The organism is Micromonospora sp. GCM10011541, from assembly GCF_042650725.1.
Taxonomy (GTDB): domain Bacteria; phylum Actinomycetota; class Actinomycetes; order Mycobacteriales; family Micromonosporaceae; genus Micromonospora; species Micromonospora sicca.
Window position 1 is genome coordinate 570,983 of sequence record NZ_JBHSBP010000049.1, and the last position, 22,483, is coordinate 593,465.

Annotated in this window: 24 protein-coding genes; 15 read left to right on the forward strand and 9 right to left on the reverse strand. The window is 74.6% G+C overall.

Annotation, left to right across the window (positions count from 1 at the left end; translation table 11 throughout):
• The first annotated feature begins 38 nt into the window (after nucleotides 1-38).
• The 4 genes from ACFOYX_RS19920 (at nucleotide 39) to glmM (ending at nucleotide 4,030) form a co-directional block, all read left to right on the forward strand.
• Nucleotides 39-1,442, forward strand: a complete 1,404-nt coding sequence (locus tag ACFOYX_RS19920; protein WP_377534206.1) for a nitrate/nitrite transporter — start codon at nucleotides 39-41, stop codon at nucleotides 1,440-1,442.
• A gap of 192 nt (nucleotides 1,443-1,634) precedes the next feature.
• Nucleotides 1,635-2,078 (forward strand): 50S ribosomal protein L13, encoded by a 444-nt coding sequence (gene rplM / locus ACFOYX_RS19925; RefSeq protein ID WP_089012545.1) that lies wholly within the window; start codon nucleotides 1,635-1,637, stop codon nucleotides 2,076-2,078.
• Between the two features lie 20 nt (nucleotides 2,079-2,098).
• Nucleotides 2,099-2,563, forward strand: a complete 465-nt coding sequence (gene rpsI, locus ACFOYX_RS19930) for a 30S ribosomal protein S9 (protein WP_088998399.1) — start codon at nucleotides 2,099-2,101, stop codon at nucleotides 2,561-2,563.
• 111 nt (nucleotides 2,564-2,674) lie between these two features.
• Nucleotides 2,675-4,030, forward strand: coding sequence for a phosphoglucosamine mutase (glmM, locus tag ACFOYX_RS19935; RefSeq protein WP_322440286.1), 1,356 nt, complete (start codon nucleotides 2,675-2,677; stop codon nucleotides 4,028-4,030).
• 243 nt (nucleotides 4,031-4,273) lie between these two features.
• Here the strand turns inward: glmM and ACFOYX_RS19940 are convergent, their stop codons facing one another.
• Both ACFOYX_RS19940 and ACFOYX_RS19945 read right to left on the reverse strand, forming a co-directional pair.
• Nucleotides 4,274-5,413 carry a low specificity L-threonine aldolase gene (locus tag ACFOYX_RS19940; RefSeq protein WP_109799891.1) on the reverse strand — a complete coding sequence of 380 codons (1,140 nt, stop codon included), beginning with the start codon at nucleotides 5,411-5,413 and terminating at the stop codon, nucleotides 4,274-4,276.
• Nucleotides 5,410-6,597: a pyridoxal phosphate-dependent aminotransferase gene (locus ACFOYX_RS19945; RefSeq protein WP_322440287.1), complete on the reverse strand. Its 1,188-nt coding sequence runs from the start codon at nucleotides 6,595-6,597 to the stop codon at nucleotides 5,410-5,412. Before ACFOYX_RS19945 ends, ACFOYX_RS19940 begins: the two co-directional genes overlap by 4 nt.
• A 738-nt stretch (nucleotides 6,598-7,335) precedes the next feature.
• Between ACFOYX_RS19945 and glmS the strand changes: the two genes are divergently transcribed.
• Nucleotides 7,336-9,249 carry a glutamine--fructose-6-phosphate transaminase (isomerizing) gene (gene glmS / locus ACFOYX_RS19950; RefSeq protein WP_109799893.1) on the forward strand — a complete coding sequence of 638 codons (1,914 nt, stop codon included), beginning with the start codon at nucleotides 7,336-7,338 and terminating at the stop codon, nucleotides 9,247-9,249.
• Between the two features lie 69 nt (nucleotides 9,250-9,318).
• On the opposite strand, the gene ACFOYX_RS19955 is transcribed toward glmS, so the two are convergent.
• Nucleotides 9,319-10,971, reverse strand: a complete 1,653-nt coding sequence (locus ACFOYX_RS19955; protein ID WP_322440288.1) for an alpha/beta hydrolase — start codon at nucleotides 10,969-10,971, stop codon at nucleotides 9,319-9,321.
• On the reverse strand, nucleotides 10,968-11,264 hold the full coding sequence (locus tag ACFOYX_RS19960) for a type VII secretion target (protein ID WP_322440289.1): 297 nt from the start codon (nucleotides 11,262-11,264) through the stop codon (nucleotides 10,968-10,970). Before ACFOYX_RS19960 ends, ACFOYX_RS19955 begins: the two co-directional genes overlap by 4 nt.
• A 237-nt stretch (nucleotides 11,265-11,501) precedes the next feature.
• Between ACFOYX_RS19960 and ACFOYX_RS19965 the strand changes: the two genes are divergently transcribed.
• The 6 genes from ACFOYX_RS19965 (at nucleotide 11,502) to ung (ending at nucleotide 16,922) form a co-directional block, all read left to right on the forward strand.
• The gene (locus tag ACFOYX_RS19965; protein ID WP_109806077.1) at nucleotides 11,502-11,870 is read left to right on the forward strand and encodes a holo-ACP synthase; all 369 of its coding nucleotides are present in this window, start codon (nucleotides 11,502-11,504) and stop codon (nucleotides 11,868-11,870) included.
• A gap of 46 nt (nucleotides 11,871-11,916) precedes the next feature.
• Nucleotides 11,917-13,386: an NAD(P)H-hydrate dehydratase gene (locus ACFOYX_RS19970; protein WP_322440290.1), complete on the forward strand. Its 1,470-nt coding sequence runs from the start codon at nucleotides 11,917-11,919 to the stop codon at nucleotides 13,384-13,386.
• 70 nt (nucleotides 13,387-13,456) lie between these two features.
• Entirely contained in the window at nucleotides 13,457-14,575 is a 1,119-nt protein-coding gene (alr, locus tag ACFOYX_RS19975) for an alanine racemase (RefSeq protein ID WP_109806075.1), read from the forward strand.
• Nucleotides 14,572-15,669: an alpha/beta fold hydrolase gene (locus ACFOYX_RS19980; protein ID WP_109806074.1), complete on the forward strand. Its 1,098-nt coding sequence runs from the start codon at nucleotides 14,572-14,574 to the stop codon at nucleotides 15,667-15,669. Before alr ends, ACFOYX_RS19980 begins: the two co-directional genes overlap by 4 nt.
• A 28-nt stretch (nucleotides 15,670-15,697) precedes the next feature.
• Nucleotides 15,698-16,165, forward strand: coding sequence for a tRNA (adenosine(37)-N6)-threonylcarbamoyltransferase complex ATPase subunit type 1 TsaE (gene tsaE, locus ACFOYX_RS19985; protein ID WP_322440396.1), 468 nt, complete (start codon nucleotides 15,698-15,700; stop codon nucleotides 16,163-16,165).
• Nucleotides 16,166-16,220: 55 nt separating this feature from the next.
• Entirely contained in the window at nucleotides 16,221-16,922 is a 702-nt protein-coding gene (gene ung, locus ACFOYX_RS19990) for a uracil-DNA glycosylase (protein WP_109806073.1), read from the forward strand.
• On the opposite strand, the gene ACFOYX_RS19995 is transcribed toward ung, so the two are convergent.
• Nucleotides 16,911-17,723 (reverse strand): helix-turn-helix transcriptional regulator, encoded by an 813-nt coding sequence (locus tag ACFOYX_RS19995; protein ID WP_322440291.1) that lies wholly within the window; start codon nucleotides 17,721-17,723, stop codon nucleotides 16,911-16,913. The genes ung and ACFOYX_RS19995 overlap by 12 nt on opposite strands.
• A gap of 174 nt (nucleotides 17,724-17,897) precedes the next feature.
• On the opposite strand from ACFOYX_RS19995, the gene tsaB reads away from it, so the two are divergent.
• The 4 genes from tsaB to ACFOYX_RS20015 are packed head-to-tail and all read left to right on the forward strand — an operon-like array spanning nucleotide 17,898 to nucleotide 20,362.
• A complete protein-coding gene (gene tsaB / locus ACFOYX_RS20000) occupies nucleotides 17,898-18,575 on the forward strand; it encodes a tRNA (adenosine(37)-N6)-threonylcarbamoyltransferase complex dimerization subunit type 1 TsaB (RefSeq protein ID WP_322440292.1) in 678 nt (225 codons plus the stop codon).
• On the forward strand, nucleotides 18,572-19,024 hold the full coding sequence (rimI, locus tag ACFOYX_RS20005; RefSeq protein ID WP_322440293.1) for a ribosomal protein S18-alanine N-acetyltransferase: 453 nt from the start codon (nucleotides 18,572-18,574) through the stop codon (nucleotides 19,022-19,024). The genes tsaB and rimI overlap by 4 nt, the downstream gene beginning before the upstream one ends.
• 5 nt (nucleotides 19,025-19,029) lie before the next feature.
• Nucleotides 19,030-20,076 (forward strand): tRNA (adenosine(37)-N6)-threonylcarbamoyltransferase complex transferase subunit TsaD, encoded by a 1,047-nt coding sequence (tsaD, locus tag ACFOYX_RS20010; protein ID WP_322440294.1) that lies wholly within the window; start codon nucleotides 19,030-19,032, stop codon nucleotides 20,074-20,076.
• A gap of 31 nt (nucleotides 20,077-20,107) precedes the next feature.
• Nucleotides 20,108-20,362, forward strand: coding sequence for a hypothetical protein (locus ACFOYX_RS20015; RefSeq protein ID WP_109802957.1), 255 nt, complete (start codon nucleotides 20,108-20,110; stop codon nucleotides 20,360-20,362).
• 30 nt (nucleotides 20,363-20,392) lie between these two features.
• On the opposite strand, the gene ACFOYX_RS20020 is transcribed toward ACFOYX_RS20015, so the two are convergent.
• The 4 genes from ACFOYX_RS20020 to ACFOYX_RS20035 are packed head-to-tail and all read right to left on the reverse strand — an operon-like array spanning nucleotide 20,393 to nucleotide 22,463.
• The gene (locus ACFOYX_RS20020) at nucleotides 20,393-20,689 is read right to left on the reverse strand and encodes a hypothetical protein (protein ID WP_322440295.1); all 297 of its coding nucleotides are present in this window, start codon (nucleotides 20,687-20,689) and stop codon (nucleotides 20,393-20,395) included.
• A gap of 11 nt (nucleotides 20,690-20,700) precedes the next feature.
• On the reverse strand, nucleotides 20,701-21,750 hold the full coding sequence (locus ACFOYX_RS20025; protein ID WP_322440296.1) for a toxin glutamine deamidase domain-containing protein: 1,050 nt from the start codon (nucleotides 21,748-21,750) through the stop codon (nucleotides 20,701-20,703).
• Between the two features lie 3 nt (nucleotides 21,751-21,753).
• On the reverse strand, nucleotides 21,754-22,068 hold the full coding sequence (locus tag ACFOYX_RS20030) for a hypothetical protein (RefSeq protein WP_161557890.1): 315 nt from the start codon (nucleotides 22,066-22,068) through the stop codon (nucleotides 21,754-21,756).
• Between the two features lie 8 nt (nucleotides 22,069-22,076).
• The gene (locus ACFOYX_RS20035; protein ID WP_322440297.1) at nucleotides 22,077-22,463 is read right to left on the reverse strand and encodes a YbaB/EbfC family nucleoid-associated protein; all 387 of its coding nucleotides are present in this window, start codon (nucleotides 22,461-22,463) and stop codon (nucleotides 22,077-22,079) included.
• Nucleotides 22,464-22,483: the final 20 nt, after the last annotated feature.

A 22,483-nucleotide genomic window follows, 5' to 3' on the forward strand; every position in this document is an offset into this window, starting at 1 on the left:
TAGGCTCCTCCTCGTCGCATCGACGAGGAGGAGTCGCCGTGAGCACACTGGCCCCCACCCCCACCCCCACCGCCACCCCCACCCCCACCGCCACCGCCGCCCCGGCCGCCGCCGGCCGCCGCCCGGCCATCACCGACTGGCGCCCCGAGGACCCGGAATTCTGGCGTACGACCGGCGCCCCGATCGCCCGGCGCAACCTGTACGTCTCGATCTTCGCCGAGCACGTCGGCTTCTCGGTGTGGAGCCTCTGGTCGGTCACCGTGCTCTTCCTCGGCCCGGCGTACGGCATCGACCCGGCCGGGAAGTTCCTGCTCACCGCCGTACCGGCCGCGCTGGGCGCGGTGCTGCGGCTGCCGTACACGCTGGCGGTGGCCCGCTTCGGCGGCCGGAACTGGACCATCGTCAGCGCGCTGCTGCTGCTGGTGCCGGCAGTGCCGATGGCGGTGCTGCTCGAACCCGGGGTGTCCTACCCCACCTTGATGGTGCTGGCCTGCCTCACCGGGGTGGGCGGGGGCAACTTCGCCTCCTCGATGGCGAACATCAACCTCTTCTACCCCGATCGCCTCAAGGGCCGGGCGCTCGGGCTCAACGCCGGCGGCGGCAACCTCGGCGTGCCCGCGGTGCAGCTGGTCGGGCTGGCGGTGCTGGCCACCGCCGGGGCCGCGTACCCCCGGCTGGTGCCCGCGGTCTACCTGCCGCTGATCGTGCTGGCGGCGCTGGCCGCGGCGCGCTGGCTGGACAACCTCCCCGGGGCGCGCAACGAGCCCGGCGCGCTGCGCGAGGCCGTCCGGGAACCGCACACCTGGGTGATGTCCCTGCTCTACGTGGGCACCTTCGGCTCGTTCATCGGGTTCGGCTTCGCCTTCGGGCAGGTGCTCCAGCTCCAGTTCCACGACCGCTTCCCGACCCCGGTCGACGCCGCCTGGCTGACCTTCCTCGGGCCCCTGGTCGGGTCGCTGATCCGGCCGCTCGGCGGGCAGCTCGCCGACCGGCTCGGCGGGGCCCGGGTGACCTTCTGGAACTTCGTCGCCATGGCGGCCGGCGCCGGGCTGGTGCTGTACGCGGCCCGGGAGCGGTCGCTGCCGCTCTACCTGGCCGGGTTCCTGTCCCTGTTCGTCTTCTCCGGGATCGGCAACGGCTCGACGTACAAGATGATCCCGGCGATCTTCCGGGCCCGGACGGCGGCCGCGGTCGACCGCGGGGCGGACCCGGTGGCGGCCCAGCGCCGCGGCCGGCGGCTCTCCGGGGCCCTGATCGGCATCGCCGGCGCGGTCGGCGCCTCCGGCGGGGTGCTGGTCAACGTCGCCTTCCGGCAGTCGTTCCTGACCTCCGGAAACGCCGACGCCGCCTACCTGGCCTTCATCGGCTGGTACGCGCTCTCCTTCGTGGTGACCTGGGCGGTCTACCTGCGGCCGGGGCCGCGCCGGCTGGCCGGCGTGTGACCTGTACCATCGCCATGTCGCGAGCCGCGCTGGGGTGACCCCCCGTTTTGACCTGCCGACCGGGCGGCGGGTATCGTTGCCTGCTGTTGTACGACATCCAGAGGCGTGCCGCATCAGGTACGCTTGGTCGTTCGTGCGCGCCTGGTCACCTCGGCGCGCGACCCCAGACCGACGACGAGACAAGGTAGACCTGTGCGTACGTACAGCCCGAAGCCGGGTGAGATCGAGCGTCAGTGGCACGTTATCGACGCCTCTGATGTCGTGCTGGGCCGCCTGGCCACCCACGCCGCCACGCTGCTGCGCGGCAAGCACAAGCCGACTTTCGCGCCGCACGTCGACACGGGCGACTTCGTCGTCATCGTGAACGCGGGCAAGGTGGCGCTGACCGGCAACAAGCGGCAGACCAAGATTGCCTACCGCCACTCCGGTTACCCGGGTGGTCTGAAGCAGGTCGGCTACGACGAGCTGCTGACCAAGCGTCCCGAGCGGGCCGTCGAGCTGGCCGTGAAGGGCATGCTCCCGCACAACAAGCTCGGCCGTCAGCTGATCAAGAAGCTGAAGGTCTACGCCGGTGCCGAGCACCCGCACGGCGCGCAGCAGCCGGTGCCGTTCGAGATCAAGCAGATCGCGCAGTGAGCGCGGGCGAAGGAAGCAGCATGACCGACATCACCGAGACCGAGGTTGCCCCCGAGGCCACCGAGGCGCCGGCGCCCGTCGCCCGCGCGCCCCGCGGTGACCGCCCGATCCAGACCGTGGGTCGGCGCAAGGAGGCCATCGTCCGGGTGCGCATCGTCCCCGGCAGCGGCAAGATCACCTGCAACGGCCGGGACCTCGAGGCCTACTTCCCGAGCAAGGTGCACCAGCAGCTCATCAAGGACCCGCTGGTGACCGCCGAGAAGCCCGAGGCGTTCGACGTCATCGCCAACCTGCGGGGCGGCGGCACCACCGGCCAGGCCGGTGCGCTGCGGCTGGCCATCGCCCGGGCGCTGATCGTGAACGAGCCGGACGACCGCCCGGCCCTGAAGAAGGCCGGCTTCCTGACCCGTGACGCCCGGGTCAAGGAGAGCAAGAAGTACGGCCTCAAGAAGGCCCGTAAGGCTCCTCAGTACTCGAAGCGCTGATCTTCGACAGCGCGTTGTACTTCTGACGGACGGCCGGGTCCGCCTCCCTCGAGCGGGAGGTGGCCCGGCCGTTCGCCTTTCCCTGGGACCGTTTATCGGAGGTTGGCGGGTATGGGCCGGTTGTTCGGCACGGACGGGGTACGCGGGCGGGCGAACGCGGATCTCACCCCGGAGTTGGCGCTCGCGGTGGCGGTGGCCGCCGCCCACACGCTTGCCGAGACGGACAAGAGTCATCCGCCGCTCGCCGTGGTCGGGCGGGACACCCGGGCCAGCGGCGAGATGCTGGAGGCGGCCGTGGTGGCCGGTCTGACCAGCGCGGGCGCCAACGTGGTGCGGGTCGGCGTGCTGCCCACCCCCGCGGTGGCGTTCCTCACCGCGGAGGCCAAGGCCGACCTGGGCGTGATGCTCTCCGCCTCGCACAACCCGATGCCGGACAACGGGATCAAGCTCTTCGCCGCCGGTGGGCACAAGCTGCCGGACGAGATCGAGATGCGGATCGAGGCGGCCGTCGAGGCGAACGCCACCACCGCCTGGGACCGGCCGATCGGGGCCGGCGTCGGGCGGGTGCACGACCTGCTCGACGGCGCCGACCATTACGTACAGCACCTCGTCGGCACGGTGCCGCACCGGCTGGACGGGATCAAGGTCGTCGTGGACTGCGCGAACGGCGCCGCCGCCGAGGTCGCCCCGGTGGCGTACCGGGAGGCGGGCGCCGAGGTGATCGCGATCCACGCCGAGCCGGACGGGCTCAACATCAACGACGACTGCGGCTCCAACCACATCGACGCGCTGCGCGCCGCCGTGGTCGAGCACGGCGCACACCTGGGCATCGCCCACGACGGCGACGCCGACCGGTGCGTCGCGGTGACCGCGGACGGCGACGAGGTCGACGGCGACCAGCTGATGGCCATCCTGGCGGTGGGCATGCGGGAGGCCGGCGAGCTGACCCAGGACACCCTGGTCGCGACGGTGATGAGCAACCTCGGCCTGCGGCTGGCGATGTCCGCGCAGGGCATCCGCCTGGTCGAGACCAAGGTCGGCGACCGGTACGTCCTGGAGGAACTGCGCGCCTCCGGCCTCGCGCTCGGCGGCGAGCAGAGCGGCCACATCGTCATGCCGGCGTACGCCACCACCGGCGACGGGGTGCTGACCGCGCTGCACCTGATGTCCCGGATGGCCGCCACCGGCAAGTCCCTCGCCGAGCTGGGCTCGGTCGTCACCAAGCTGCCCCAGGTGCTGATCAACGTGCCGGTCGCCGACCGTACCGTGGGCGCCGCCGCGCCGGCCGTCCGCGCCGAGGTGGAGCGGGCCGAGACCGAGCTGGGCGAGACCGGCCGGGTGCTGCTGCGCCCGTCGGGCACCGAGCCGCTGGTCCGGGTGATGGTCGAGGCGGCCACCGAGGCGGCGGCCCGTGAGGTCGCCGAGCGCATCGCCGCCCACGTCCGCGTCGCCAGCCCCACCGCCTGACCGGCTCTTCGGCTGACCGGTTCTTCGGCTGACCGGTTCTTCGGCTGACCGGGCGCGGCGGGGCAACCCGCCGCGCCCGGTCGCGTCCGGCCGTCGTCCCGGTCCGTGCGTCGCCGCAGCGCCTGCTTGCTCCTGCGGCGCTACGAAGCTGATGACGTGAATGGATCACGGCGCGACATCGGCCGGGACCGCCCGTGGTCGCCGCTGGTGATCCACCTACGTCATCAGCTTCGTAGCGTCACGTCACCCATGTCCGGGTCGGTCGAGCGCCGATCGCACAGCGCCGGTCGTCCGGAGGAAGCGGTCGGCGAGGTCGATGACCTGGTCGGGGTCCAGCTCCAGGGCGGGCCCGGCCACCGTCACCTCGGCCATCGCCACGCCGGGCAGCTCGGTCTCCTGCCAGCCGCCCACGAACCAGGCCTTCTCCTCTTCGGCGAGGGCGAGGTTGGCGTCGTTCAGGGCGCCCGCCGGGTGCGGCAGCCACAGCCGGAACTGGTGGGTGTGCGGCGGCGCCGGGTGGATCCGCGCGCCCGGCAGCCCGGCCAACGCCTCCGCCACCCGCTTCGCGTGGGCGACGTAGGCGGGCAGCCGGGGCAGCTCGCGGTCCAGACCGGCCAGGGCGGCCAGCGCCGCCGGCCACTGCTGGAACAGGTTGCCGCCGTAGCGGTGCCGCCAGGCGCGGGCGTAGCGGACCAGGTCGGCCGTGCCGGCGAGGGCCGCGCCCGAGTGGCCGCCGAGCGATTTGTAGAACGAGACGTAGGTGCTGTCGGCCAGCCCGGCCACCTCGGCCGGCGAGCGTCCCAGGTGGACGGTGGACTCCCAGAGCCGGGCGCCGTCCAGGTGCACCCGGAAGCCACGGTCGCGGGCCGCCCCCACCACCGCGACCAGTTCGTCCCAGGTGGGCAGAACGAAACCCGCGTCCCGCAGCGGCAGCTCCAGCAGCAGGGTGCCGACCGGCTCGTCCAGCCCGGCGATCTCCTCGGCGGTCGGATTGCGCGGTGCGCCCGTGGTCCGCACCGCGCGCAGGCCGCCGAGCACCGCGTACGCGTCGCGCTCGTGCATCAGCGGGTGACTCAGCGGGTGCAGGCCGACGCCGTCCCGACCGGTCAGCTCGGCGCCGTACCGCATGGCGACCTGCTGGGCCATCGTGCCGGTGGGGAAGAAGGCGACCGCCTCCGTGCCCAGCAGCTCGGCCACCCGGCGCTCCACCGTCTCGACCGCCCCGCCCTCGCCGTAGAAGTCGGGCAGCAGTTCCTCGGTCGCGGTCGCCCGGATCGTGTCGAGCTGCTCGGCAACGGACGTCGGCCGGATGCCGGAGAGCACGGTGTCGCAGGCGCGCAGCGCCGCCACCCGGCGGACCCGATCGGCGTACGCGTCGGTCATCTGTTCTCCTTCAGTCGGCGCAGCCGGGCCACCGCCTCGGTCAGCACCTCGGGTCGCTTGCAGAAGGCGAAGCGGACCAGCCGCCGGCCCGCCTCGGTGTCGTCGTAGAAGACCTGGGTCGGCACCGCCACCACCCCGCAGCGCTCGGGCAGCGACCGGCAGAACTCCACCCCGTCCCGACCGCCCAACGCGGTCACGTCGGCGGTCACGAAGTACGTCCCCTCCGGGGCCAGCACCTCGAACCCGGCGTCGGTGAGCCCGTGGACGAGCTGGTCCCGCCGCCGCCGCATGCCCTCGGCGAACTCCGCGAAGTAGGCGTCCGGCAGGGCCAGCGCCACGGCGACCGCCGGTTGCAGCGGACCCGCGTTGACGAAGGTGAGGAACTGCTTGACCCGCAGCACCGCGGCGACCAGCGGCGCGGGTCCGCTCACCCAGCCCACCTTCCAGCCGGTGCAGGAGAACGTCTTGCCGGCCGAGGAGATCCGCAGCGTCCGCTCCCGCATCCCGGGCAGCGTGGCCAGCGGCACGTGCGGGGCGGCGGCGTCGGGGAAGACCAGGTGCTCGTACACCTCGTCGGTGACCGCGTAGGCGTCGCGCTCCCGGCAGAGCTCGGCGACCAGCGCCAGCTCGTCCGGGGTGAACACCTTGCCGGTGGGGTTGTGCGGGGAGTTGAGCAGCACCAGCCGGGTCCGCGGGCCGAACGCCGCGCGCAGCTCCGCCGGGTCGAAGGCGTACCGGCCGCCGGCGGCGGGACGCAGCGTGACCGGGCGGCGGACCGCGCCGGCCAACGCGATCGAGGCGGCGTACGAGTCGTAGTACGGCTCGAAGCAGACGACCTCGTCGCCCGGCTCGCAGAGGGCGAGGATGCTGGCGGCGATCGCCTCGGTGGCGCCCGCGGTCACCACGATCTCGTCGTCCGGGTCGTACGCCAGGCCCCAGAACCGGCGCTGGTGGGCGGCGACGGCCGCGCGCAGGGCCGGGATGCCGGGGCCGGGCGGGTACTGGTTGTGGCCGGTGCGCAGCGCCTCCGCGGCCGCGGCCAGCATCTCCGGCGGGCCGTCGGTGTCGGGGAACCCCTGGCCGAGGTTGACCGCGCCGGTACGCACGGCGAGCGCGGACATCTCGGCGAAGATGGTGGTGCCGAACGGCCGCATCCGGGCCACCAGGGGATCGGTCGTCGTCACGCGGGCCAGCCTACGGTCCGCCGCCGACGCCGCAAGCCCGCCGCCGGCCGCGCGCCCGGTGCTACCAGCCGAAGCACGCCGTCCCGTACCGCCCCGTCTGTTGCGAGACGACCTTGCCGTTGAGGATGATCCGACAGCGGCCCCTGACCGGTGACCTCGTACGCGACGGCGAACCGGCCAGGTCCGCTGGACGGGGTGGCGGCGGGCCTCCCGCTGGGGGTGGGGGTCGGTGCCGGCTGCCCGCCCTCGGCCGCCTCCGCGTCCGGGTCCTCGTTCTCGCCCTCGTCCGTGGTGGTCGGCCCGTCCTGCCGCGGCTCGGCGGCCGTCGGCCCGCCGAACGGGTCGACCGCGCGGCACCCACGGTTCGGGCGCGGCTGTCGGGCCGGCCCGGACCGCGCCCGCCGGCGGCTGTGGGTCGGGGGGTGGCGTCGCCTCGGACATCAGTTCGGCTCGCAGGGGACGGGCGCGGAGAACGTCCGCGCCGGGGCGGCGTGCCGGGGGTGCGGCATCGCCCCGGCAGGAGAGCCCCAATCTACGCGGGCGGCGCCGTCCGCGAGGACGGGACGCCCTGCCGCCCGGGCCGGCGCGGTCGTCCCCCCGACCGGTCGGCGCGGGGCCATCCGGGCTGAGTGATATGTCCGATCCTTCGGTGGTGTTCACCTGAACGCTCAAATTCAGTGATCGATTACCGCACTTCCGCGCACACGCGATGAGCGGAACTGGGTTAGGCTCGGGGCCATGTGTGGAATCGTGGGTTACGCCGGCGCGCGCCCGGCGCTCGGCATCGTGCTCGACGGACTGCGGCGGCTGGAGTACCGCGGCTACGACTCGGCCGGCGTCGCCATCGTCTGCGACGACGAGCTGCTGACCGAGAAGAAGGCCGGCAAGCTGGCCAACCTGGAAAAGGTGCTCGCCGAGCGCGCCGCCGTCGACCCGGAGTCCTGCGCCGCCAGCCCGATCGGCATCGGTGACGGCACCACCGGTATCGGCCACACCCGCTGGGCCACCCACGGCGGCCCCACCGACCGCAACGCGCACCCGCACGTCGCCCCCGACGGCCGCGTCGCGGTGATCCACAACGGCATCATCGAGAACTTCGCGAAGCTCCGCGCCGAGCTCGAGGCCGACGGCGTCGAGTTCGCCAGCGACACCGACACCGAGTGCGCCGCGCACCTGCTCTCCGCCGCGCTGGCCGACCTGCGCTCGGCCGGCGAGGTGGACAGCCCGCAGCTGCTCGCCTCCGCCATGCGGGTGGTCTGCCGGCGGCTGGAGGGCGCCTTCACCCTGCTCGCCGCCGACGCCGGCATCCCCGGTGCGGTGGTCGGCGCCCGGCGCAACTCGCCGCTGGTCGTCGGCCGCGGCAACGGGGAGAACTTCCTGGCCAGCGACGTGGCCGCGTTCATCGAGCACACCCGCGACGCGGTCGAGCTGGGCCAGGACCAGATCGTCCTGATCACCACGGACAGCATCGAGATCACCGACTTCGCCGGGCAGCCCGCCACCGGCAAGGACTTCCACATCGACTGGGACGCCTCGGCCGCCGAGAAGGGCGGTTACGACTGGTTCATGCTCAAGGAGATCGAGGAGCAGCCGCAGGCGATCGCCGACACGCTGCTCGGCCGGCTCACCGAGACCGGTGAGATCGCCCTCGACGAGGTCCGCCTCAGCGAGCAGGACCTGCGCGACGTCGACAAGATCTTCATCGTCGCCTGCGGCACCGCGTACCACTCCGGGCTGGTCGCCAAGTACGCCATCGAGCACTGGACCCGCATCCCCTGCGAGGTCGAGCTGGCCAGCGAGTTCCGCTACCGCGACCCGGTCCTCGACCGGTCCACCCTGATCGTGGTGATCTCGCAGTCCGGCGAGACCATGGACACCCTGATGGCGCTGCGCCACGCCAAGGAGCAGAAGGCCCGGGTGCTGGCCATCTGCAACACCAACGGCTCGACGATCCCCCGCGAGTCGGACGCCGTGCTCTACACCCACGGCGGCCCGGAGATCGCGGTCGCCTCCACCAAGGCGTTCCTCACCCAGCTCGTCGCCTGCTACCTGATCGGCCTGCACCTGGCCCAGGTGCGTGGGATCAAGTTCGCCGACGAGGTGGGTGCGGTGGTCGCCCAGCTCCAGGAGATGCCCGGCAAGCTGCGCGAGCTGCTCGACCGGATCGAGCCGGTCCGCGAGCTGGCCCGCGAGCTGAAGTCCGAGCCGACGGTGCTCTTCATCGGCCGGCACGTCGGCTACCCGGTGGCCCTCGAGGGCGCGCTCAAGCTCAAGGAGCTGGCGTACATGCACGCCGAGGGCTTCGCCGCGGGCGAGCTGAAGCACGGCCCGATCGCGCTGATCGACAAGGGCACCCCGGTGATCTGCGTGGTCCCGTCGCCGGTCGGCCGGGGCATGCTGCACGACAAGGTCGTCTCCAACATCCAGGAGGTCCGCGCCCGGGGCGCCCGGACCATCGTGATCGCGGAGGAGGGCGACGAGGCGGTCGTCCGCTACGCCGACCACCTGATCTACGTGCCGCGTACGCCGACCCTGCTGGCCCCGCTGGTCACCACGGTGCCGCTCCAGGTGCTCGCCGCCGAGATCGCCGCCGCCCGCGGGCACGACGTCGACCAGCCGCGCAACCTGGCCAAGTCGGTCACCGTCGAGTAACCGGCTGCCATCCGCGCCGGGCCCCCTCCACCGCGGTGGAGGGGCCCCGCGCATTGGTGAGGCCCGCGTTCACCGGCCCAGCACGATCCGGGCCATCCCGTCGAGGGCCGGGTTGCCCGGGTCCCAGTAGCCGGTGTGGCCGTACCGGCCGCTGGGGAAGCGCCGGCCGCCGAAGCCCGGATCGCTCGGGTCGTGCCCGAACCACAGCTCGTGCTCGCCCAGCTGGAGCAGCGACGCCGCCGGGCCCAGCGGCGTCGCGCCGAGCACCGCCCGGCGGGCCAGCTCGTCGGGCGGCCGGGCCAGCCGGATCACGTCGTCCGGCGCGGTGCTCGCCCACACCTGACCCGCCGGCATCCGCAGCTCGGCGGCGTGCGCCACACCCACCCCGGGTGAGCCCACGAAGACCAGGGCGTCGGCGCTCAGCCCCTGGTCGCGGGCGGTCGTGCCCACCACGACCGACCCGTAGCTGTGCCCGAGCACGGTGTGCCGGGCGGGTGGCCCCTCGTGGGAGGCGCGCAGCCCCTCCTGGAACCGGTGCAGCGCCGGCCCCGCGTCCCGCGCCTGCCCGCCCCACGCCGCCTCGTGCAGGAAGTCCGGGGCGTCGTAGTCCAGCCAGAGCACCGCCGCCGTCTCCTCGGCCGGGGCGAGCGCCGCGCAGCGGTCCAGCACCCGCGCCGCCCGGCCCAGCTCGCCCGGGGCGTCGGCCAGGTCGGCGGTCATCCCCGGCACGTACGTCAGCACCGCGCCGGCCCGGTCCGGGTTGCCCAGCGCCACGATCGCCCGCCCGTCGCCCGCCGGGTCGAGCCCGAGCAGGTACGCCCGGGGTGGCCCCGGTGCGGCCAACCGCTCGGTGAGCGCGTCCAGCCCGCGCAGCGCCGCCGCGACCCGGGCCAGCGCGGCCACCGCCAGCGGGTCGGGGTGCGCCCGGCTCAGCAGCCCCCGCTCCCGCGCCAGCAGCGCAGCCCGCCGCGCGCCCAGCAGCAGCCGGTTGGCCTGGTCCCGGGCGGTCACCGGCACCCCGTCCAGGCGACCGACCAGGGTCGGCTCGTGCGCCACCAGCCACCGGCGCTCCGCCGGCGTGAGCCCCGCCCACCAGCGGCCCACCTCGGCCGGGCCGGCGTCGGCGGGTGGCCGCCGGCCGGGCGGGACGCTCACCCAGCCCGCGCCGGCCGCCGCCGTCAGCTCGGCCAGCCGGGCGCTCGCCTCCCGGTCCGCCGCCCCGGCCAGCTCCAGCGCCGCGCGCACCGCCGCCGCCACCTGGGCCACCCCGGGGCCGACCCGCTCGGCGGGACGCGGCACGGTCGGATCCGCCCGGACCCGGCCCGACCGGTCGACCAGCAGTCGGCCCTGCTCGGCGAGGGCGACGGCGGTGGCGAGCCGGGCCTTCGCCCCGCGCAGCCGGGCGGCGAACTCGGCGAGCACCTGGTCGACCTCGATCAGCGCGGGCAGCACGTCGGTCAGCTCGGTGCGGAGCCCGGTGAGCCGCTCCCGCGCCGCGTCACCGGCCGCGCCGGACCAGGCGGGACGCAGGCCCGCCACCCGGGTGTCGAGGGCCGCCACCCGCCGGCCCACCGGGCCGGTCAGCCCGCGCCAGGCCGCCCCGGCCGCGGCCCAGGCGGCCGGGTCGGCGGACCAGAGCTGGGCGTATCCGACCGCCTCCGGCGCCCCGGCCGCGCCCACCGACGACGCCCCCGCCGCCGGGGGCCCGGGGTGGCGGCTCACCGGGGCACTCCGGCCAGGCGGCGCGCGGCGCGCTCGTCGACTGCCTCGTAGCCCTCCGCCGCGAGGCGGACCGCGTCGGCGGTGGCCGCCACCCGGGCCGCCCGCGCCCCGCACCAGCGATGCACCGCCGACTCCAGCTCGGCCAGCGCCACCCCGGCGCGCCAGCCCTCGGCCGGCACCACCAGCCCTGGGGCGCCGGTCAACCCGCAGGCCAGCCGGTACGCGTCGTCCGCGAGCGACCGGGCGGCCTCGCGCAGCACCTCGGGTTCGACGCTCAACGGCTCCTCGGTCATCGGCGGGCTCCCCGGCTCGGTGGCCACCGAGCGAGGGACGTCGGCGGCGGATCGACGCCCGCCCCGGTGACGGGCCGGGGCCGGGCGGGCAACGGGGACGACGCTAGGCAGCCCACTGCCCACGGCACCGGCCCTGTGGATGGCGGGCGGTGGTCGTACCGGCGGGTCGTCCACAGGCGTTGCCCACCGCGGAGCCGGTGGCTAATCTGCGCCCCGCCCGCCGGTAGGGTGAGTGCCGTGATCGTGGCTGTCGGCATCGACGTCGTGCTGGTGGACCGGTTCGCCCGGGCCCTCGCCCGGACGCCGCTGCTCGCCGACCGGCTCTTCACCGAGGGCGAGCGCTACACCCGCTCCGGCAACCCGCGCTCGCCGGAGTCGATGGCCGCCCGCTTCGCCGCCAAGGAGGCGGTGGCCAAGGCCCTCGGCGCCCCCGCCGGGCTGAGCTGGCACGACTGCGAGATCGTGCCGGACCCGGACGGCCGGCCCTGGCTGACCGTCTCCGGCACGGTCGCCGCCGCCGCGGCCGAGCGCGGGATCAACCGCTGGCATCTGTCGTTGTCGCACGACGGCGGGATCGCGTCGGCCATGGTGGTGGCGGAACGGTGAGCTGGCCGGCGGGCCGGCCGGCCCGCCGGGGATGGGACGGGGTGGCATGAAACCGGTGTGGCGGGTCGCGGACGTACGCGCGGCGGAGGCAGGCCTGATGGCCACCCTCCCGCCGGGGACGCTGATGCAGCGGGCCGCCGCCGGGCTGGCCCGCCGCTGCGCACTCCTCCTCTCCGACCGGGGCGGGGTCTACGGCGCGCGGGTGCTGCTGCTGATCGGCTCCGGCGACAACGGCGGCGACACCCTGTACGCCGGCGAGCGGCTGGCCCGGCGCGGCGCCGCCGTGTCCGCCCTGCTGCTCACCCCCGGCCGGGCGCACGCCGAGGCGCTGGCGGCGCTGCGGGCCGCCGGCGGGCAGCTGGTCGACCGGCCGCCGGCCCTGGTCGACCTGGTGCTGGACGGCATCATCGGGATCGGCGGCAGCGGCGGGCTGCGGGAGACCGCCGACCAGTTGGCGGCGAGCCTGGTCCGGCACTGCGGGCGGGACGGCGACCGGGCCACCGTGGTGGCGGTGGACGTGCCGAGCGGCGTGGCGGTGGACACCGGGCACGTGCCGCTGACCGCTTCCGGCCGGCCGAGCGCGGTGCGGGCCGACGTGACGGTCACCTTCGGCGCGCTGAAGCCGGCGCTGGTGGTCGGCCCGGCCGCCGAGCTGGCCGGGCACGTCGAGCTGGTCGACATCGGGCTGGCGCCGTGGCTGCGCGGTTCGCCGGCGCTGCGGGTGACCGAGTGGTCGGACGTGGTCGACTGGTGGCCCCGGCTCGGCGCGGCCTCCGAGAAGTACACCCGGGGCGTGGTCGGGGTGGCGACCGGGTCGGCGACGTACCCGGGGGCGGCGGTGCTCTCGGTCGGAGGGGCGCTGGCCGGGCCGACCGGCATGGTCCGCTACGCCGGCGGGGCACGCCCGGAGGTGCTGCACCAGCACCCGTCGGTGATCGCCACCGGCCGGGTCGCGGACGCCGGCCGGGTGCAGGCCTGGGTCTGCGGCTCCGGGCTGGGCACCGGCGAGGAGTCCGCCGCCGAACTGCGTGCGGTGCTCTCCGCGCCGGTGCCGGTGGTGCTCGACGCGGACGCGCTCACCCTGCTGGTGGACGGCAAGCTGGCGGACCGGCTGCGCGACCGGGACGCCCCGATCGTGGTGACCCCGCACGACCGGGAGTACGCCCGGCTCTGCGGCGAGACCCCGGGCGCGGACCGGGTGGCGGCGGCGCTGCGGCTGGCCGCCTGGATGAACGCGGTGGTGCTGCTCAAGGGGGATCGCACGATCATCGGCACACCGGACGGCCGGGCGTACGTCAACCCGACCGGCACCCCGGTGCTGGCCACCGGGGGCACCGGGGACGTGCTCGCCGGGCTGCTCGGCTCGCTGCTCGCCGCCGGGGTGCGGGCGGACCGGGCGGCCGCCGCGGCGGCGTACCTGCACGGGCTGGCCGGCCGGGAGGCGGCCCGGAGCGGGCCGGTGACCGCGCCGGACGTGGCCAATGCGCTGCGCCCGGTGCTGGCCCGGCTGCCCTGATCCCGCGGCGCGGGCCCCCGCGAGCCCGGCTGCGACCCGCCGTGATCACCGGCGGAAGTAGGCTGGGGACATGTGGCAGTCGGAGGTACGCGTCGACCTGGACGCGATCCGGGAGAACGTGACCCGGCTCAGATCGGGCACGAGCGCCGAGTTGATGGCGGTGGTCAAGGCCGACGGGTACGGCCACGGCATGGTCCCGGCCGCCCGCGCCGCGCTGGACGCCGGGGCCGACTGGCTCGGCGTCTGCACCCTCGACGAGGCGCTGACCCTGCGCCGGGAGGGGATCAGCGCCCCCGTGCTGGCCTGGCTGCTGAGCCCGGGTTTGCCGCTGCACGACGGGGTCGCCGTCGGCGTGGACCTGGGCTGCGCCAGCCTGCCGCAGCTGGACGAGATGATCGAGGCGAGCCGCCGGGCGGACCGCCCGGCGCGGCTGCACCTGAAGATCGACACCGGGCTGTCCCGGGGCGGCGCCACCGTCGCCGACTGGCCCGCGCTGCTGGAGGCCGCCGCGAAGGCCCAGGCCGACGGCCTGGTCGAGGTGGTCGGCGTGTGGAGCCACTTCGTGTACGCCGACTCGCCCGGCCACCCCACGACCGACCGGCAGCTCGCCGTCTTCCACGAGGGGCTGGCCATGGTCGAGCGGGCCGGGCTGCGCCCGCGGTACCGGCACCTGGCGAACTCGGCCGCCACGCTGACCCGCCCGGACACCCACTTCGACCTGGTCCGCCCGGGGCTGGCGGTCTACGGCCTGTCCCCGGTGGCCGGCGAGCGGTACGGGCTGCGCCCGGCGATGACCGCCCGGGCCCGGGTGATGCTGACCAAGCGGGTGCCGGCCGGCACCGGGGTCTCGTACGGCCACACCTACCTGACCGAGCGGGAGGCGAACCTGGCGGTGGTGCCGCTCGGCTACGCCGACGGGGTGCCCCGGCACGCCTCCAACACCGGTCCCGTGCAGCTCGGCGGCAAGCGGCGGACGATCTCCGGCCGGGTCTGCATGGACCAGTTCGTGCTGGACTGCGGCGACGACGAGATCGCCGCGGGTGACGTGGCGACGCTCTTCGGCAGCGGCGCGGACGGCGAGCCCACCGCCGACGACTGGGCCGAGGCGGTCGGCACCATCAACTACGAGATCGTGACCCGGTTCGGCGGGGTCCGGGTGCCCCGCGTCTACGACGGCGAGCGGCCGTGACCTCGTCGCCCCGCTTCCGGGTCCCCCGGCCCCGGACCGCGGCCGGCAAGGTCGCCGGTGTGGTCGGCGCCGCCGTCGGCGTGGCCGCCGCCGGGCTCGCCGCGGGCGTGGTGAGCGAGCGGATCCTGGTCCGCCGGCTCAAGGGCGACCCCACCGATCCGTACGCCCACGAGGTCTTCGGCCAGCAGCGGTACGACGAGTCGTACCGGTTCGAGATGCCGGACGGCACCGACATCCACGTGGAGGTGGTCGAGCCGACCCGCCCGGTCGCGGGGCACCCGACCGTGGTGCTGGTGCACGGCTTCTGCCTGGACATGGGGACCTTCCACTTCCAGCGGGAGATGCTCGCCGCCCGCGGCGACTACCGGATCGTCGCGTACGACCAGCCGGGGCACGGCCGGTCGGGCCGGCTGGAGACCGGGGAGTACGACCTGGCCGCGCTGGGCCGGACGCTGCGCCGGGTGATCGACGAGACCGCGCCGGAGGGGCCGCTGGTGCTGGTCGGCCACTCGATGGGCGGGATGACCATCATGGCCCTGGCCGAGCTGTACCCGGAGATGTTCGGCGACCGGGTGGTCGGCACGGTGCTGATGGCCACCTCGGGCGGTCTGATCGCGGAGACGAAGCTGGTGGCGCCCGCTCTGCTCGGCCGGGTCGGCGCCCCGGTGCTCTACATGATGAGCAACGCCACCCGGTACGGCGGTTCCGTGATCGACAAGGCCCGGAAGTCGACTACCAACGTCGCCTGGCTGCTGACCCGCCGATACGGTTTCGGCACCCCGAAGCCCAGCCCCGCGCTGGTGTCGTACGTGGAGACGATGAACTCGCGGACCTCGGCCGACACGGTGACCCGCTACCTGCGGACCCTGGCCACCCACTCCCGGTTCCCGGCGCTGGCCGCGCTGGCCGGCACGCCGGTGCTGGTGATCGTGGGGGACAAGGACATGATCACTCCGGTGAACCACTCGGAGGAGATCGTCCGGCGGCTGCCGCATGCCGAGTTCGTCAAGATCCACGACAGCGGGCACGTGGTGATGCTGGAGCACGCCGACGACGTCAACGCCGCGCTGGAGCACTTCCTTGACGAGCTGTGAGCGGGGAGGCGCTGTGACGGTCGTCGTCATGCTGCCGACGGTCGAGGACACCCACGGGTTCGGCCGGCGGCTGGCCGGCGTGCTGCGCGCCGGTGACCTGCTGCTGCTCAGCGGCCCGCTCGGCGCCGGCAAGACCGCGCTCACCCAGGGCATCGGCGCCGGCCTCGGCGTGCGCGGCGACATCACCTCGCCGACCTTCGTGATCGCCCGGGTGCACCGGCCCGACCCGGCGCGGGGCGGCACGGTGTCCCTGGTGCACGCGGACGCGTACCGGCTGGGGGAGTCGGCGGATCCGCGCGCCGAGATCGACGACCTCGACCTGGACGCCTCGGTGGACGAGGCGGTGACCGTGGTCGAGTGGGGCGAGGGAATGGTCGAGCAACTGGTCGACGCCCACCTGCGGGTCCGCATCGACCGACGCGAGGACGACACCCGGGTGGTGACCCTGGAACCGGTGGGCGGTGACTGGGCGGAGCGCCTCGCCACCCTCGACTGACGGCCTGTCGTACCCGCTGCCTACAGTGCCCGGGACCGACTGCGAAAGGTTGCCGATGCTCGACGACGCCCCGACCCTCGACCTGCTGGCGCTCCTCCCCGAAGAGTGGCGCGCGGTGCTCGCCCCGCACCTCGACCCGGCCCGCACCGCGGCGCTGGCCGAGTTCGTCGCCCGGGAGTACGCCACCCAGACCGTCTTTCCCCCGGTCGAGGACCTCTTCTCCGCCTACCGGCTGTGCGGGCCGGCGGGCTGCCGGGTGCTGATCCTCGGGCAGGACCCGTACCACAAGGCGGGGCAGGCGCACGGGTTGAGCTTCAGCGTCCGCGAGGGGGTGACGGTGCCGCCGTCGCTGCGCAACGTCTTCAAGGAGCTGGGCGAGGACCTGGGCGTGCCGAAGCCGCGCAGCGGCAACCTGAACGGCTGGGCGGCGCAGGGCGTGCTGCTGCTCAACTCGGTGCTCACCGTCCGCCAGGCCACCCCCGGCTCGCACGCGAACTCCGGCTGGGAGGAGTTCACCGACGCCACCATCCGCGCCCTCGACGCCCTCGACCAGCGGGTGGTCTTCCTGCTCTGGGGCGGGTACGCGCGCAAGAAGGCGGCCCTGGTCACCAACCCGCGGCACGTGGTGCTGGAGGCCGGCCACCCGAGCCCGATGAACCCCCGCGGCTTCCTCGGCAGCCGCCCGTTCAGCGCGGCCAACAAGGCACTCGCCGACGCCGGCCTGCCCACCATCGACTGGGAGCGCTCAGCCGGCTGACCCCGCCCTGCGCGCCCCGGCGGCCCGCGGTGCGCGTGGCGGGTCGCCGGCCGGGTCGCCGGCCTGCCGCTGCCGGTGGCGGCGCAGCAGGTCGGCGGCGCGCGGATCGGTCAGTTCCACCTGGAGCAGCGGCACGACCGGATAGGAACGGCCGCCGTGCCGGACCTCGATCGACTCGGGCAGCTCGTCGCACAGCTGCGCCCGGATCTCGCCGTACCGGGTCCGCCAGCGGTGCTCGCCCGGTTCCTCCGGCTCCAGGTGGAGGCCGCCGAACTCCTCCCACCGGGCGTTCCAGCGCTGCCCGTACGCCGCTTCGAGCCAGGCGGTGAACCGCGCCGAGTCGCGCCACCGCAGCGCGATCTGCACCGCCTCCACCGGGAGCGGAGCGCCCTGGAGCAGCGCGGCGGTGCTCCCCGTCAGCAGGTGGGGCAGGTCCCCGAGCCGGTCGATCATCCGGTCCAACCCGAGATCGTCGATCCGGTCGGCCAGGGGCCGGGCGGTCAGCTCGGCCATCCTGGCGTCGAGGTGGCTGTCCAGCGGCTCGACGCCGACCGCGAGCTGAAGGTCGAGCGCGGCGAGGAGCCGCTCGACGAGGGGGATGCTGGGCAGTCGATCGCCCCGCTCGACGTGGGCCACCGCGCTCTGGCTCACGCCCGCCAGGTCGGCCGGCGCCTGCTGGCTGAGGAGGTGGGCGCTCCGTTCTCCGCGGAGGACGGCGGCGATCTGGCCGGCGAGCCGGCTGTCGTCGGGCAGGACCTCGCAGGCGATCCGATCGCGGGCTCCGGCGGCCCCGGATCGCACGGCGGTTGGCGCACCGACCGCGGCGCCGGACCGGATCGCCGGGAGTTGCCGGGCCGGCTCGACGAACGAGGGCGCGCCGGGCAGGGACGGTCGTCGTCAAGGAGGCGGTCCCGCTGCCGCGTGCCGGGACGGGGTGTGACCGGGTGTGCGCGGAGCCGACTAGGCTGGCATACCGTGCTCGTACTGGTGGTGGACTCCTCGACGCCCGCGGTGACCGCGGCGCTGGTCGAGGTCTCGGCGGACGGCGTCACGACCCGCGCGCAGCGGTGCACGGTCGACGCCCGGGCGCACGGTGAGCTGCTCGCCCCGCAGGTCGACGCGGTGCTGGCCGACGCCGACGCCCGCCCCGCCGACCTGGCCGCGATCGTCGCCGGGCTCGGCCCCGGGCCGTTCACCGGGCTGCGGGTCGGCCTGGTCACCGCCGCCACCATGGGTCAGGTGCTCGGCATCCCCACGTACGGCGTCTGCTCGCTGGACGGGATCGGCCACCCGGTGGCGGCCGGCGAGCCGGTCCTGGCCGCCAGCGACGCCCGCCGCCGGGAGATCTACTGGGCCGTCTACGACGGCGCCGGCCAGCGGATCGCCGGACCGAACGTGGACGCCCCCGTGGTCGCCGCCGAGCGCGCCCGCGACCTGGCCGTCACCGTGGCCGTCGGCGACGGCGCGCACCGGTACGCGGACGTCCTCGGCCTGCCGCTGCGGGCCGAGCCGCGCTACCCGGACGCGACCGTGCTCGCCGCGCTGGCCGCCGAGCGGATCCGGGCCGGCGCCCCCGGCGAACCGCTCACCCCGCTCTACCTGCGCCGCCCGGACGCGGTGGCGGCAACCGGGCACAAGCCGGTCCTACCGTGAGCGCGGTACGGCTGAGCCGGTTCCGCTGGTGGCACATCGACCAGGTGCTGCCGATCGAGGCGGACCTCTTCGGCGCCGAGCAGTGGTCCCCGGCGATGTTCTGGAACGAACTGGCCCACGGGCACCACTACCTGGTCGCCACCGACGACGACGGCAGGGTGCTCGGGTACGCCGGGCTCACCGTGACGCCGCCCGACGAGGCCTGGGTGCAGAACATCGCGGTCCGCCGGGACGCGCAGCGCCGGGGCATCGGCCGGCTTCTGCTGGAGGCGCTGCTCGCCGAGGCGGACCGGCGCGGCGCCCGCAGCACCCTGCTGGAGGTCGCGGCGGACAACGCCCCGGCCCAGCGGCTCTACGCCACCTACGGGTTCGAGCCGATCGGGGTGCGGCGCGGCTACTACCAACCGAGCAACACCGACGCGCTGGTCATGCGGCGCAACGAGGATTGATGAGCATGGCTGACGAACCCCTGATCCTCGGCATCGAGACCTCCTGCGACGAGACCGGCGTCGGCATCGTACGCGGGCACACCCTGCTCGCCGACGCGCTGGCCTCCAGTGTGGAGGAGCACGCCCGGTTCGGTGGCGTGGTGCCCGAGGTGGCCAGCCGGGCCCACCTGGAGGCGATCGTCCCGACCATGGACCGGGCCCTCGCCGAGGCGGGGGTGACCATCGCCGACATCGACGCGATCGCCGTCACCTCCGGCCCGGGCCTGGCCGGCGCGCTGCTGGTGGGCGTGGCCGCGGCCAAGGGCTACGCCGTCGCCGCCGAGAAGCCGGTGTACGGGGTGAACCACCTCGCCGCGCACGTCGCCGTGGACACCCTGGAACACGGGCCGCTGCCCGAGCCGGCGATCGCCCTGCTGGTCTCCGGCGGGCACTCGTCGCTGCTGCTCGTCGACGACCTGGCCCGCGGGGTCACCCCGCTCGGCTCGACCATCGACGACGCCGCCGGTGAGGCGTTCGACAAGGTGGCCCGGCTGCTCGGGCTGCCCTTCCCCGGCGGCCCGTGGATCGACCGGGAGGCCCGGGCCGGCGACCCCGGGGCCATCGGCTTCCCGCGCGGCCTCACCGCCGCCAAGGACCTCGCCGCCCACCGGTACGACTTCTCCTTCTCCGGCCTGAAGACCGCGGTGGCCCGCTGGGTGGAGGCGCGGCAGCGGGCCGGCGAGCCGGTGCCGGTGGCCGACGTGGCCGCGTCCTTCCAGGAGGCGGTCTGCGACGTGCTGGTCGGCAAGGCGCTGGACGCCTGCCGGACGAACGGCGTCGAGACGCTGGTGATCGGCGGCGGAGTGGCTGCCAACTCCCGGCTGCGGGCGATGGCCGAGCACCGGGCGGCGAAGCAGGGCGTCCGGGTCCGGGTGCCGCGCCCGAAGCTCTGCACCGACAACGGCGCGATGGTGGCCGCGCTCGGCTCGCACCTGGTGGCCTCGGGCGTCGCGCCGAGCCGCCTCGACCTGCCCGCCGACTCCGCCATGCCGCTGACCGTGGTCAGCGTCTGACATGCCGCCCGCCGCTGACGAGAGGGACGACGTGATCGTACGGATGTGGGAGGCGCGCGCCGAGCCGTACGGCTTCGCCGACCTGATCACCTGGGTCTGCGACACCGCCCTGCCCGAGTTCGAGCACGACCCGCTGCACCTGTCCAGCGAGGTCTTCTCCTCCACCGACCACCGGCTGGTGGTGATCTCCAAGTGGCGGAGCAGCCCCCGGGACCTGCCGGAGCCGCCGATGCGGCTGGTGGCCCGGCCCCCGCACTCCTGGGACTTCACCCAGGTCGACCGCTGACCCGACGGCCGGCGGTCGACCTGGGGCCGGTCAGACCTGGATGGTGGGCGCCGGGTTGGGCCGGTCGCGGATCGAGGGATCGGTGCCGATCTGGAACGACGGCAGGAACTCCAGCCGACCGTCCGCCTTGTACACCACCGGCACCGAACCGGCCATCATGTACGACATGTCGCCGCCGACCAGGAACTCCCGGGCGCCCACCTCGAACACGTAGAACGCGTCGTTCTCGACGATCTTGCGGTCGTCCAGGCAGTAGGTGCCGATCGGCCAGTCCGGCTCGGTCGCCCGGCGCACGATGTCCCGGGCCTGCTCGTAGGTGACAGCCATGAGGCGTGATCCTATCCGGGGGGTCGAACGAACTGGGTGAGGCCACCGGGCATGGGGATGTCGTCCAGCCGGACGAACGAGGTGCTGTGCCCCTGGGCGAAGTAGTCGGCGACGTCCCGGCCGGCGTTCTGGCCGTCGATGAAGCGGACCTTGCCGCCGACGTTCTCCACGTTGAACACGTGGCCGCCGCCGTTCTTCCACTGGATGGCGACCACGCCGCGGGACCCCGGGCCGAAGTTGTCGAAGGCCTTCTCGATGTCGGCCTGGCCGCCGGAGGTGAACCGGCGCCCCCAGGTGTTCTCGATGTCGGCGAGCGGACGCCCGCCCCACGGGTGGTACGCCTTCGGCAGCGCGGTCGCCTCGACGTCGATGCCCCGCCGGCGCAGCTCGTACGTCTGCACACAGTGGGTGCAGTTCGCCGAGTAGTCCGGGTGGGGCGGGTCGAACTTCGGGTTGACCCGCTTGAGGTCGTGCGCGATCTGCCGCTCGACCTTGCGGGCGGCCCGCTTGGCGCCCACCTTGCGGGCCAGCTTGAGCAGCCGTTTGGCCTGCTCCAGGATCTGCTTGAGCACCGTGCGGACCTGCTGCACGATCATCCTGATCAGGCGTTGGCAGATCATCCGGGTGGCGGCGATGAAGCCGGGCACGGTGGTGGTGGAGGCGCCGACGGTGGCGATCGCGGCGGCGAGCGCGATGGTCACCTGGACCAGCAGGATGATCAGTTGGACGATGAAGGCGATCTTCATGGCCAGCGTCATCGCCGCGAAGATCATCAGCACCGCGCCGATGAGCTGCGCGGCGATCGCGTCCTCCAGCAGCCGCAGCTGCGGGCCGTCCTCCCGCTGCCACCACGCCTCGAACGCGTCCACGGTGTCACCGGTGTTGTACCGGCCGACCGCCGCGGCGGCCCCGTTCGCGCGTTCCGCGGCGGCCTGCAACGTCATCCCGAAGGACAGCCACTGCTGTCCGGCGGCGAAGAGCAGCTCCTCGTCGGCCTGCGGCCACTCCAGACCGATCCAGCTCAGCGGCTCGGTCAGCTCGGCCGGGAGTTCGAGCCCCACCGGTCAGGCTCCCAGCCGGCCGTGCAGCGAGGTGAAGAGCGCGTCGGACTGCTGGTCGACCTCGACCACCTGCTGCGCCCAGTCGGCCAGCCCCTCGGCGGCGGTGATCAGCAGCTGCACGTGCGAGCCGTACGTCTCCAGCGCGTGCGACAGCACCTCGGTGTACGCCGCCCCGAAGACCGTGCCCGGCTCGTCGGCGCCCCACGGGTTCTGCGTGGTCACCGTGGCCTCCAGGGCGCCCAGGCCGGTCTCCAGCTCCACCGCCACCCCGGCGATCTGCTGGGCCGCCCCGGCCAGCACCTCCGGCTCGGTGTGCATCGGCTTCATCATCGCGGCGCCGCCCCGCCCATCCGGTCCAGCCGGTCCGCGATCTGCTGCGCCGCCGCGGCCAGATCGTCCAGCCGGCGCTGCGCGCCGAAGCCGAGGTCGTTGAGGAGCGGACCGAGCCCCTGCGGCAGCGTCACCGGCTGCGCGGCGAGCTGCTCCTGCAGGGCGGCCTGCAACGCGGCGCGGGCGGCGCCGAACGCCTCGCGGATCGCGGCCGCCAGGTCCTCGGAGGGCAGCCGCATGACCCGCGGGTCGAGGTCGAGGGCGCTCAGGTCCCCGGTGCCGTCCAGCTCGACGTGCACCAGGCCACCCGCCGCGTCACCGGAGCCCCGGGCGGCGGCGAAACGGCCCAGCGGGCCCTCCGATCGGTCGTACTGGTCGGTCACGCGGCCACCCCGTTCCCCGG